Source organism: Epilithonimonas sp. JDS (assembly GCF_021261315.1).
Taxonomy (GTDB): Bacteria; Bacteroidota; Bacteroidia; order Flavobacteriales; family Weeksellaceae; genus Epilithonimonas.
In genome coordinates this window covers 1240989-1252820 of sequence record NZ_JAJSAX010000001.1, presented here as the reverse complement: position 1 = coordinate 1252820, position 11832 = coordinate 1240989, and the positions used below count along the sequence as shown (strand labels likewise).

10 protein-coding genes are annotated in these 11832 nt (G+C 37.9%); 2 read left to right on the top strand and 8 right to left on the bottom strand.

Annotation, left to right across the window (positions count from 1 at the left end; genetic code table 11):
* Positions 1–36: 36 nt before the first annotated feature.
* The 4 genes from LUD75_RS05900 to LUD75_RS05885 all read right to left on the bottom strand — a co-directional run bounded on the left by LUD75_RS05900 (position 37) and on the right by LUD75_RS05885 (position 5091).
* The gene (locus LUD75_RS05900) at positions 37–624 is read right to left on the bottom strand and encodes a Maf family nucleotide pyrophosphatase (protein ID WP_232704733.1); all 588 of its coding nucleotides are present in this window, start codon (positions 622–624) and stop codon (positions 37–39) included.
* Positions 625–633: 9 nt separating this feature from the next.
* Entirely contained in the window at positions 634–1155 is a 522-nt protein-coding gene (locus LUD75_RS05895; RefSeq protein ID WP_232704732.1) for an HAD family hydrolase, read from the bottom strand.
* Positions 1156–1373: 218 nt separating this feature from the next.
* The gene (locus LUD75_RS05890) at positions 1374–2279 is read right to left on the bottom strand and encodes a GLPGLI family protein (protein ID WP_232704731.1); all 906 of its coding nucleotides are present in this window, start codon (positions 2277–2279) and stop codon (positions 1374–1376) included.
* 85 nt (positions 2280–2364) lie between these two features.
* Positions 2365–5091, bottom strand: a complete 2727-nt coding sequence (locus LUD75_RS05885) for a Plug and carboxypeptidase regulatory-like domain-containing protein (protein WP_232704730.1) — start codon at positions 5089–5091, stop codon at positions 2365–2367.
* Between the two features lie 245 nt (positions 5092–5336).
* Between LUD75_RS05885 and LUD75_RS05880 the strand changes: the two genes are divergently transcribed.
* Complete coding sequence (locus tag LUD75_RS05880; protein WP_232704729.1) at positions 5337–6218, top strand: cupin-like domain-containing protein; 882 nt, start codon at positions 5337–5339, stop codon at positions 6216–6218.
* Between the two features lie 119 nt (positions 6219–6337).
* On the opposite strand, the gene gdhA is transcribed toward LUD75_RS05880, so the two are convergent.
* The 3 genes from gdhA to LUD75_RS05865 all read right to left on the bottom strand — a co-directional run bounded on the left by gdhA (position 6338) and on the right by LUD75_RS05865 (position 9789).
* On the bottom strand, positions 6338–7696 hold the full coding sequence (gene gdhA, locus LUD75_RS05875) for an NADP-specific glutamate dehydrogenase (RefSeq protein ID WP_232704728.1): 1359 nt from the start codon (positions 7694–7696) through the stop codon (positions 6338–6340).
* Positions 7697–7878: 182 nt separating this feature from the next.
* The gene (gene dprA, locus LUD75_RS05870; protein ID WP_232704727.1) at positions 7879–8985 is read right to left on the bottom strand and encodes a DNA-processing protein DprA; all 1107 of its coding nucleotides are present in this window, start codon (positions 8983–8985) and stop codon (positions 7879–7881) included.
* Between the two features lie 30 nt (positions 8986–9015).
* Complete coding sequence (locus LUD75_RS05865) at positions 9016–9789, bottom strand: rhomboid family intramembrane serine protease (protein WP_232704726.1); 774 nt, start codon at positions 9787–9789, stop codon at positions 9016–9018.
* Positions 9790–9932: 143 nt separating this feature from the next.
* On the opposite strand from LUD75_RS05865, the gene LUD75_RS05860 reads away from it, so the two are divergent.
* A complete protein-coding gene (locus LUD75_RS05860; protein WP_232704725.1) occupies positions 9933–11042 on the top strand; it encodes a DUF3078 domain-containing protein in 1110 nt (369 codons plus the stop codon).
* A gap of 117 nt (positions 11043–11159) precedes the next feature.
* Here the strand turns inward: LUD75_RS05860 and msrA are convergent, their stop codons facing one another.
* Entirely contained in the window at positions 11160–11813 is a 654-nt protein-coding gene (gene msrA, locus LUD75_RS05855) for a peptide-methionine (S)-S-oxide reductase MsrA (protein WP_232704724.1), read from the bottom strand.
* Positions 11814–11832 lie beyond the last annotated feature (19 nt).

Sequence of the window (11832 nt, the reverse complement as noted above, 5' to 3'; positions counted from 1 at the left end):
TCTGTAAAAATAACGAATTTTTGCAAGGAAAATTATCTAAAGAATCGAGTTTTGAAAATTGTTTGGAAAGCAGCCCAATTTCTTGAGTTCTTCGTAAACCAAATCCACCGGAAAACCCATTACAGAATAGAAAGATCCGGAAATGTTTTTAATTTTTGCCATTCCCAGCCACTCCTGTATTCCGTACGATCCGGCTTTGTCAAAAGGTCTGTAATGATTGATGTAAAATCGGATTTCATCATCGCTGATTTCCGAGAATTCTACATCGGTTTTACTGGTTTTGCTGATTTCAGAATCTTTAGTTTTAATGGTAAAAGCCGTGTAAACCTGATGTTTTTTTCCGGAAAGGTTTTTCAGCATTTCAAAAGCTTCATTTTCATCTTTTGGTTTGAGAAGAATTTTTTGATCCAATGCAACAATCGTGTCCGAAGTCAATAGAATCTCATCAGACTTTACCTCGAAAGCGTTTGCTTTTTTATTGGAAACATATTCGGCGATATTTTCTGGCAGCAAGTCCGAAGGATAGGATTCATCAACATCAATTGAAACGGTCTCAAACTGATAACCCAATTGTGCTAATAATTCTTTTCGTCTGGGTGATTGCGATGCTAGTAATAATTTCATTTTCAGTATTTAAGCTGATTTTGTTTCTTCGTCCAAATTCCATTTTCCCTGAACTTTCATCACTTGTTCAATGACATCGCGGACTGCACCTTTCCCGCCATACACCGGAGAAATGTAATCCGAAATGGCTTTCACTTCCGGAACTGCGTTGGCGGGACAAGCAGAAATCTCTGCCAGTTTCATAATTCCAATATCCGGAATATCGTCGCCCATCATCAGAATCTCGGAATCTTGGAGATTGTATTTTGATTTAAAATTTTCATAGTCCGAAATTTTGTGGGAAGATTTTGGATAATAATCTTTGATTCCCAAATATTCCATCCTGTTTTGCACCATCGGATCATTTCCGCCTGTGATGATTCCTATTTTATAACCTTGTTTGATGGATTGAACTACGGCATAACCATCAAGAACGCTCATCACTCTAGACATATTTTTGTCCGGTAAAAGGTAAACGCTTCCATCTGTGAAAACGCCATCAACATCGAAAACGAAGGCTTTTATGTTTTTTAGTTTTGGTAAATAACTCATTCTATTAATATTTAAAAAAAGATTCTACAGATGCAGAATCTTTGAATTGTCAAAGGTAATATTAATATTTAAAAACCAAGATGCCGCTCCTACGGAGCTCAGATTTTTTGGTAAATATTCTACAAACATTTCGCTCCTACCGAGCTTTCTGTGGGAAGTGAAAAGGTAATTTTATAGTATTCTCCACAACATTTCGCTCCTACGGAGCTGGCTCATATCTATGGATAGAGCACAGGTTCTATTTTGTTATTATCATTTTTGATGATTTCTTTCTGGAATTTTTCCATATTTCGAAGCATTTCTGCGGGATCTGTCATTTCTTTTCCATTGATGTTGACTTTCATTTTCACGCCTGGTCTGGACAGGTTTTGTCTCATATCTTTTACCGGATCGTTTTTATAATCCTTCCATTGTTTGATGAATTGATCTTCAGTAACTTCCAATTCTTTTCCGCCTGCCATATTTCCGATTCTTACGATTCTTCCGCCGGGAGCTGTATTTTCGATGTCTTTTTTCTCCACTCTTTCTACTTCATCAAATTTTTTGCTTCCTGCGAATTTGAAAACGTGAGTTCCGGTAGAATCTTCCATTTCTAATATTAATCCCGGCAGTCCATGAAATTTATAAGGCCCATCCTGAAAAGGAAAATCTTGTGAAAACCAAGCCGTCCAGGTTCTGCCGCCAAATTCTAATGTCGCTTTCTGTACGTCGAATTTATCAATCTTCTTTTTCTCTGATTCAATTTTCCAGTTCATAGGTTTTGAATCCAAAACATCAAAACGATTCTGTCCCAATGTGGTGTGCAGATTTATTTTGTAATCCGGATAGGTTTTGTTGACGGAATATGCCACTTTTCCTGCGTTGCTGTCGTTGTAACTGAAATTACCTGCGCCGGAAGCCAGTTGCTTCTGAATGTAAACATCGCGGATGGAATCGCTGTAGAATTTCTGACGGCTGTAAAACCTGCTGCCGTCTTTTTTTATATCCAGATACATCAATTCCGTATCGGCAGAATCTTTCTTCGCCAGATCTGAGACAAATCTGTACTCGTACATAATTCTTGTTCCCTGAGCAAATGAAAGCAAACTCAGGAAAGTCATCATAAATAAAAGTGTTTTCTTCATAACTAATTTTTTAGTGATTTAAAATTAAAGAAAATAAAAAGGCGAACAAAAAAATTGCTGCCTTTTTGCTTATTATAAAATAGTGTTATTTGAAATTAAATTTAACCGTGAACATAAACTGGCTCGGACGGATGTTGTAGCTTTGTGTCTGTGTGTAACCTCTTGTGATATCCACATTTACGATTTCGTAAACTTTTCTGTTGGTGATGTTCAGCCATTTCAGCTCGAAATCGATTTTTTTCTTAACCCAAGTGTACTGATAAGAGATGTCATAAAATGGATTCTTATAAGTATTTCCCTGTGTCGAAGTCACGCTGTTGTCCCAGTTGAAACCGAAAGTATGATTTTCGGAAGGATAGATGTAAGCCGCAAGATTGTGATTCCAGCCAGAGTTTTTCTGAGAGTTGGAACTTGTCACATTTTTGTTGTTGCTCCAGTTCATACTAATGTTGTAATCCACACTCAACCAGCTGAAATAAGCGTTGTTGAATTTCGCAGCCCAAGTCTGGACATTATTTTTACTTTCGATGAAATTCCCGTTGAAATAACTGAAAGAATTGGAATCTGTATTGGTAAAACTCGTCGAAATATTACTTTTGAATTTCGGTAAATATTTTCCTATCTCCGCACTTTCACTTTGAGATTTTGTCGAATTTTCTACGGCTACAATTCCAATAGTTCCACCGATTCCGCCAGCAGTGTCAAAAGTTTCCGCAATATTTCTTTTTAAAGTGCCATAGTTGTAACGAACGTTGAAGAAGAGATTATTGAGTGGATTTCGGTATTCCAGACGTGTTCCTATGTTTCTGCTGAGATAATCAGGCATTTGAGAATCTGTTAAATCAGTAACATATCTTCTTGAGATATTTCCGGCAGAGGTCAACAAATCACCGCCATACAAGAATCCGAAATTCCCAAAATCATAACTCTGATTTGCAAACACCCAATATTTGAAGAACGATGCAAAGTCATAACTGGCGAAGAATGTCGGTTCAAAAGCAGTTTTTGTCTTGTCAGCCAATTGGTTGTAAAGATTGTCCTGATATCTGATGCTGTAGAAATTCATCGGAACGGTAATGTTCATATTCAATCTGTCCGACTTGTAATTGAATGCGACTTGTGTGTAAGGCGTCAGTTCATTCCAGTCGATATTATTCTGAGAACGGTTATTGACATTATAATAAGTGCCGCCTGCAGATCCTGTTAACAATGATTTTAGATTATTAAAATTCATATTAAGACCAATTTCAGGAATGATTGTCAACTTCTTGAAAGTAAATCCAACTGAAGCGGAATGGTTGATTTCTGTAGTTTCAGAAAGCGTCTGCTGTCTGTAAGTATCGAAAACATTAGAAGAATTTAGATTAGTAAAGAAATTGGTATAACTCGCAGGATTCACGCTCATCGTCTGCTTATCTCTCTGATATTTGAAATAACTCATCACATTGATCAGCTTATCTTTCCAAGGAATAATCGTACTCAAAGAGTTTTGAAAACTTCCCGAAGGCGATTCCAAAGATTGATTTCCAAAGATGTAAGGCTGAGCATCAACGTTGGTATCTAATTCAGAAAAACCACGATTGGCATTCCAGAATCCATTCCATGTCGTTGTATTTTTGAAGAAACCTTTCTTAGCATTTTTAGTGAAAATTAATTCTGCTTTTGCTGCATTGGTGTAGAAATCATTGCTTCTGGATTGCTCCAAAGTTCTGCCTGCCAAGCTTCCGTTGGTAGGATTATCATCGTAAACCGTAGTGGTGTGAGAATCTCTTTCTACATCATTGTTTGTATAGCTTACATTCGCTTTCAGTTCCCATTCTTTGTTTTTGAACGGATTTGTCAACAAGTTTGCCGAGACAAAATGAACATTATTAAGCAAATATCTTTTTTCAGGCACATCCGGTGTTCCGGCAGTTTCAACATTGGTCCAAGAACTTTGTTTCGCCTGAGATCTTCTGCCTTCCCATCGGCTTCCAAAGCTTAAAAGATTGCCTTCTTTTTCTACACTTTCTCCGTTGTTATTAGCTTTATAGTTGACTACCCATTGGTTTTTCTGTCCGAAGAACATCGGCGTCAGTTTCACATTCCAAAGCAATGGACTGAAGCCTGCACCAACTTCGCCACGGCCGGTCATCGTTACAGATTTTTTTAGTTTAATATTTAATGCGGCCTGATCAGATGGTACTTTGTCTCTCAAAATACTCACCGGCTGGTGGTTTTCCAAAACTTCCACTTTGGAAACTGCATCTTTCGGAAGTGAGTTGTTGATCGTTCCGTAACCGCCTTCCATCAGGTCTTTTCCGTTGACATAGAATTTGTTGATGGCTTCTCCCTGATAGAGAACTGTTCCGTCTTTGTTGACTTCAATTCCCGGAATTTTTTTCAAAACATCGGCAAGCGTTCGGTCATTTTTATTTTCGAAAGATTTGAGATCGTAAGAAATGGTGTCACCTTTTTTGGTAATTAATTTTGTTTTAAGTCTTACTTCCTGGATTTCAGTGGCTTGAGAATCTAAGGAGAAATTCAGTTTCTGATCATCATTTCTGATGGATTGCGTAATCGGTTTCTGGTTGAAGGCTTTGATCTTCAGATCCAGATTGCTCTCCGGAGATGTAAAAGTCACTTTGTATTCGCCTTTTGCATTGGAAATTCCGTAGGCTAGAATCGCGTTTTTTCCTGGCTCTTCAATGGTTACACTTGCGCTTGCAAGGGCTTTTCCGTCGGCATCAGTGATGATTCCGGTAACGGTTTTCTGTGCAAAAACGATGAGAGAAAATGCAATTACGAAAAAGAAAGATAGAAGTTTTTTCATAGTTTTAATGGTATCACTAAAGTATTAGTAAAAGGAAGTTGTAAAATGTTACAAACTTTTTTTTGGAGTTGATAAAAAGATCAAAGTTAAACGGAGCTTGGTTTGATAATTGAATGAATGAAAAATTCTTTGTAGATCATTAATAATATCAAATCTGGTAATTTAAAATAATTATAGATAAGACCTTGTTTTTTTCTGTCGCAAAAGTAAAATTTAATAAATTTGTTTCTTAATATTAGATTAACATGGGAGTTATTTTAAAACCAATTGATATTGTAGACGATATTTCTAAAGAGGATTTCTTTGAAAAATATCTGAAACCCCGCAAACCGGTTGTCATCAAAAATATGGCGAAAAACTGGCCGGCTTATCAAAAGTGGACAATGGACTATATCAAAGAAGTTGTGGGCGATGTGACAGTGCCTTTGTACGACAGCGCCAAAGCAGATCCTGCAGCGCCAATCAATACGCCTACGACGGAGATGAAATTTGCAGATTACATCGATCTGATTCAAAGAGAACCCACCGATTTAAGAATTTTCTTTTTCGATCCTATCAAGCACGCACCCGATATTCTGAATGACTATATTTCTCCAAAAGAATTAATGGGCGGTTTTCTGGACAAATATCCAAGTATGTTTTTTGGCGGAAAAAGTTCGGTGACTTTCCTTCACTACGATATTGATCTGGCTCATATTTTCCACACCCATTTCAATGGTAGAAAACATGTTTTGCTTTTCGAACAAAAATGGAAAGAGCGTTTGTACTGTCTTCCTTATGCGACTTATGCGTTGGAAGATTATGATATAGAAAATCCGGATTTCAAAAATTTTCCTGCATTGGACGGCGTTCAGGGCATCGAATGTTTTCTGGAACACGGCGACACACTCTTTATGCCGACTGGCTGGTGGCACTGGATGAAATATCTGGACGGCAGTTTCTCATTGTCACTAAGAGCCTGGGACAAAAGTTGGGGTGTGAAAGCTAACTCGCTATGGAATCTTACTGTGCAAAGAGGTTTTGATAATTTTATGAAGAAAAACTTCAAAGCCAACTATATGAACTGGAAAGAGAAAAAAGCCATCGAAAGAGCCAATTATGCCTTGAAAAGAGGTTTGCCGAAGTAATAAAAGTATTAATTATAATTATCCAAAATAAAACAAAAATGCAGCTAAATGACTTAGCTGCATTTTTTTATGATCAAAGTTGAATTCTAATTTCTAAAATTTAACTTCAAATGTCTTAATTAAACTACACCCTGAGCCAGCATTGCCTCTGCTACTTTCACGAAACCTGCGATATTCGCACCTTTCACGTAGTTTACATAGCCGTCATCCTCTTTACCGTAATCTCTACAAGCTTTGTGGATGCCGATCATAATTTCTTTCAGTCTGGCATCTACTTCTTCAGAAGTCCAGTTAAGTCTGATAGAGTTTTGTGTCATTTCCAATCCGGAAGTGGCAACACCACCAGCATTAGAAGCTTTTCCCGGAGAGAATAATACTTTGTTATCAAGGAAATAATTGATGGCGTCCAGAGTAGAAGGCATATTTGCAGCCTCAGTTACACAAAGACAACCGTTTGCAACCAAAAGTTTTGCATCTTCCAAATCCAGCTCATTTTGCGTTGCAGATGGGAATGCAATGTCACATTTCACCTCCCAAGGTCTTTTTCCCGCGAAGAACTGCGCTTCCGGATATTTCGTAATGTAATCTTCGGCTCTGTTGTTTCCGGTAGCTCTCAATTCCAGAAGATATTCTATTTTCTCACCTGAGATTCCGTCTTTGTCGTAGATGTAACCATCCGGACCGGACATTGTCACAACTTTCCCGCCAAGATCATTGATTTTTTTGATAACACCCCAAGCCACGTTTCCAAATCCCGAAACTGCTACCGTTTTACCGGCAATGGTTTCATTGATGGTTTTCAGCATTTGCTCAGCGAAGTAAACAACGCCGTAACCAGTTGCTTCCGGACGGATTAACGATCCACCGTAAGCCAAACCTTTACCAGTCAGTACGCCGGTAAATTCGTTTCTGATTTTTTTATACATTCCGAAAAGGTATCCGATTTCTCTTGCGCCAACGCCAATATCCCCGGCAGGAACGTCTGTTTCAGGACCGATGTGTTTGCAAAGCTCCATCATAAAAGCTTGGCAGAAACGCATAACTTCCATATCAGATTTTCCCTGAGGGTCAAAATCAGAACCTCCTTTTCCACCGCCCATCGGCAAAGTGGTAAGTGAATTTTTGAAAGTCTGCTCAAATGCCAGAAATTTCAAAACGCTGAGGTTCACCGTCGGGTGGAATCTGATCCCGCCTTTGTAAGGCCCGATGGCAGAATTCATCTGGATTCTGAAACCTCTGTTCACCTGGATTTCGCCTTTGTCATCGATCCACGGCACGCGGAAGATGATGACTCTTTCCGGCTCAGCCATTCTTTCCAGAAGTTTCATTCCGGTATATTCTTTTCTCGTTGCGATGAAAGGAATTACGGTAACCGCAACTTCTTTTACAGCTTGGATAAATTCGGGTTCGTTCGGATTTTTGGCTTCAATCTTTGCCATAAATTCCTGAATCTTTTCTTCGACGTTAAATAATTCCATTGTGTACAATTATGACAACAAATTTAAATTCTTTTTCGAATTTCGCAAGTAATATTTTGATTTTTATTGAAAATTCATTTATATAGATTAACTTTTTTGCATAATGTATAATTACGTCTTTTGTGTTAAGGATTTTTTAAGTTAATATTAAATTACTTCAAATTTCCGAAATGTAAGTTTCATCAGCTTAACTGATATTGTCTTCCCGAAAGGCATTTGATGTAGCCATATATCTCAAGGTCAAGAAGAATTGGTAAAATCTTGTGATGCTGAATCTCGGATTTTTCTGCTAAATCGTCCAGAGAAATAGAATTGTTTTGAGTGATGATTTCCAGAATTTTTTGATGGTCTTTTTTCTCTGGATCAATCTTTATTTTTGGTTCTTCTTTTGGGAATAATTCCGGTTGAGGCGTGAAATTCAGATTCTTAACGAGACTTTTGATGTCCACAATCGTTTCAGCTTTGTTGTTCGCTATCAGTTGATTGCAACCTTGGCTGTAGACATCAGTGATTTTTCCGGGCAATGCAAAAACATCACGATTATATTGATTTGCAGCTGTTACCGTTGTTACCGATCCTCCGCCATAAGCAGTTTCCACAACAATAAGATGCGGCGAAAATCCTGCGATGATCCTGTTGCGCTGCAGGAAGTTTTCTTTTGCCATTCCTTCGAACGACGCATATTCTGTGATCAGTGCGCCATTATTTTCGAGGATTTTCTTAGAAAGATTTTTGTTAGAAGCCGGATAGATTTTGTCCAGACTCTGGGCTAAAACTGCGATGGTCGGAATGCTATTTTTAAGTGATTCCTCATGCACGCTGGAATCTGCTCCCAAAGCCAGTCCGCTGATTGTGCAGACTTTTGATCCAGCTAATTCACTCATCAGATCCTGAATAAAATGTTTGCCATACGTCGTCAGTTTTCTCGTTCCGACAATACTGACTGGATTAAGATCATTATTCAAGTTACCTTTGTAGAATAATATTACCGGAGAGTCATCACAGTTCAGAAGATGTTTTGGATATAAATTGTCTTCCTGGGCAATGATTTTGATGTCGTGCTTTTCTAAGAATTTTATTTCTTTTTCAGCGGATTTCAGAAATTCAGTATCTCCAATATTCTGAATACTGCTTTTCCCGATTCCGGAAATTGAAAGCAGGGATTTTGGTGTAGATTCCCAAACTTTTTTTGCGGAGCCAATATTTTTAATCAGCTTTTTTAGATTGATGTTTCCAATGTTTTTGCACTGTTTCAGCGCGAGGATGTAGAGATATTCTTCGGGATTCATAGGGTCATTTGTGTATGACCAATTTAGAAATTATTTTTCATTTTCCCGTATTTCATCCAGATATTTCCAAATATTATGTTGTTTCAGTTGTGGCAGCTCTTCAAAATCCTCTGGATGATTCTGAATATATTCCTGCCAAAGTTTGTCATCTCTTTCATTGTAATACTCAGGATATTCCCATATATACTTGATTTTTTTGTCGCCGTATTTTCTGAAAATTAAGGCTAAAATAATTCCCGTTATACTTCCAGCAAGATGCGACTGCCAGCTGATCTTGCTTGGTTCCTGTAAATTGGAGAAAAATTCTTCCGGAAAAATACCCCAAATCAAACTTCCGTAGTACAAAGCCACGACCATTGAAACCGTCAGCAATTTCATATTCCAACGGAAGACGCCACTGAAAAAGATGAAAAATGCCAGCATATAAACCAATCCGCTCGCGCCAATGATGCAGCTGTAGTTCCACTGTCCGTTCGTGATATCAATCGGAGGAAGCATCCAGACCAATAATCCGGAAGCAATCCAGCCTATGAGAAATATTTTGAAAGCAATTTTGGGGTAAAATTCAAACAATAAAAAAAGAAGAATGGCAATCGGCATCGAGTTGCCAATGATGTGATCCAGACTTCCGTGAAGGAGAGGTGCAAAGATAACGCCGCTCAAACCTTCCGGTACAAGTGGAATGATTGCTCCATAGCAGCCGCTAAAAAATCCGAGATTCTGAAGCAGGAAAAAAATCCACATCAATGCAAGCATCACGATCGGAACCAAAAAGGATTTTAAATGAAAGGTTTTCAAAAACATGGATTTGAGAATCACAATTATACAGCCATTATGAAGAAAAGGTAATTTTGTCCGTAAAAAATGATGGATTAATTGAGAATTTGGTTATAAAGTCAGATTTTTAAAAATTTAGTTTTGCTATTTTTGCTGAAAAATTTTTATTAATGAAAAAGGTATTGTCGATTTTTGCGGTTTTAATGGTTTTCTTTTCTCAGGCTCAGATTACCGAATATCAGAAATTAATAGACTCGATTGCTCAAAGAAGATGGGACTCTACGGCTATTGACATCGACAGTCTTGCAAATCCTAAAATCGTTGATATCAGATCATTAAAGAAAGATTCTGTAAAATTGTCCAACAATACCATTATCGTTTCCAATACAGAAGACACAAGTCCGTTGACGCCGTCATCAATCCTCAATCTACCGACACTCAAACGCTGGTTTTTCTTTGGGCAAAACAGTTTGGTTTTCAATCAGTCATCCTTTGCGAATTGGTACGCCGGAGGTAACAACAATATTGGCGTTATTGGAAAAGTGAATTACAATATTGTTTACAAAAAGAACAGACATTATTTAGACAACAATATACAGATGGCTTACGGATTTGTGTCATCTACGGGGCAATCTACCAGAAAGACAGATGATTACATCAATATTATGACCAATTATGGTTATGAGTTAGCGCAGCATTATTATTTATCAACAGGTTTCCAGTTCCTGTCACAATTCACACCGGGATTCAATTATGCAAATACGCCGGATCCGGTTTTTGATGACAGAATTTCCAAATTTATGGCGCCGGGTTATCTGAACGTTGGTCTTGGTTTCTCTTATAATCCAAATGATAATTTCCAGGTTATTCTACGTCCGCTGAATGGTAAATTTACTTTTGTTCTTGATGAAAAACTTCAGATGAAAGGATTGTACGGTTTGGAACGCGACGGCCAATCGATGCGGGCGGAGCTTGGTGCGATGCTGAATATCCTTTATAAAATTAAGATTTACAAAGACATCACTTACGTCAATCAGGTCAATTTCTTCAGCAATTATCTGGAGCATACAGAAAGAGTCGACATCAACTACAGCGGCGCATTGAATCTTAAATTCAACAAATATATTTCCGGTGTCGTGACGATTGATATGATTTATGACCACGATCAAATCAAAAGACTGCAGAGAAAGCAGACTTTAGGTTTTGGAATTACTTATAATCTCGGATATAAAGTGGATAGAGACACAACGACTGGTGTTATTAAGCCATTTGTGAATTAATATTTGGGCAGCTAATCCGCCTTCCACTCCCTCCCGATTTTAAATCGGGATCCGTTCAAGTCGGGCTGCAAAAGATTTAATATTTTAAATTTAATTTAGACATAAAAAAAGTGGAGTTTATTGCTCCACTTTTTCTTGTAACCAACCCAATTCTCCAAAATGCTTTTTGAATTTCTGGATCTTTGGTCCAACTACAGCACTACAGTAAGGCTGGTTTGGATTGGCATTGTAATAACCTTGGTGGTAAGCTTCCGCTGACCAGAATTTTTTGAAAGGAACGATCTCTGTGACGTATTTTCCATTCCATTCTCCTTTCGCTTCAGACTCTTTCATAGATTCCTCGGCCTGTTGTTTTTGTTGATCGGAATGATAAAAGATTGCCGATCTGTATTGCGTTCCAATGTCATTTCCTTGTCTGTTGAGCGTAGTCGGGTTATGAAGAAACCAGAAAACTTCCAGCAGTTGTTTGTAAGAAATGATTTTCGGATCATAAGCGATCTGTACCACTTCTGCGTGTCCTGTAGTTCCCGTTGACACTTCTTCATAAGTTGGGTTGTCTGTTTTACCGCCGGAATATCCGGAAGTTACAGATTCTACACCCTTCAGCATATGAAAACAACTTTCCACACACCAAAAACATCCGCCTGCCAAAGTGGCATATTCCAAATTGTTTTTATCCATTTTTTGATTTGTTAAAGGTTTTGATTTTTTCTCCTGTCCATTACAGTTGAAGAGGAAAAAGCTTAAGAATATTAATAAATACCGTTTCATTTTTGAGCAAGAAAAATCC

Coding starts and splice junctions, on each gene's coding strand:
- LUD75_RS05900 (WP_232704733.1), bottom strand. CDS start 624: ATGAAATTATTACTAGCATCGCAATCACCCAGACGAAAAGAATTATTA.
- LUD75_RS05865 (WP_232704726.1), bottom strand. CDS start 9,789: ATGTTTTTGAAAACCTTTCATTTAAAATCCTTTTTGGTTCCGATCGTG.
- LUD75_RS05880 (WP_232704729.1), top strand. CDS start 5,337: ATGGGAGTTATTTTAAAACCAATTGATATTGTAGACGATATTTCTAAA.
- msrA (WP_232704724.1), bottom strand. CDS start 11,813: ATGAAACGGTATTTATTAATATTCTTAAGCTTTTTCCTCTTCAACTGT.
- LUD75_RS05895 (WP_232704732.1), bottom strand. CDS start 1,155: ATGAGTTATTTACCAAAACTAAAAAACATAAAAGCCTTCGTTTTCGAT.
- LUD75_RS05885 (WP_232704730.1), bottom strand. CDS start 5,091: ATGAAAAAACTTCTATCTTTCTTTTTCGTAATTGCATTTTCTCTCATC.
- gdhA (WP_232704728.1), bottom strand. CDS start 7,696: ATGGAATTATTTAACGTCGAAGAAAAGATTCAGGAATTTATGGCAAAG.
- dprA (WP_232704727.1), bottom strand. CDS start 8,985: ATGAATCCCGAAGAATATCTCTACATCCTCGCGCTGAAACAGTGCAAA.
- LUD75_RS05860 (WP_232704725.1), top strand. CDS start 9,933: ATGAAAAAGGTATTGTCGATTTTTGCGGTTTTAATGGTTTTCTTTTCT.
- LUD75_RS05890 (WP_232704731.1), bottom strand. CDS start 2,279: ATGAAGAAAACACTTTTATTTATGATGACTTTCCTGAGTTTGCTTTCA.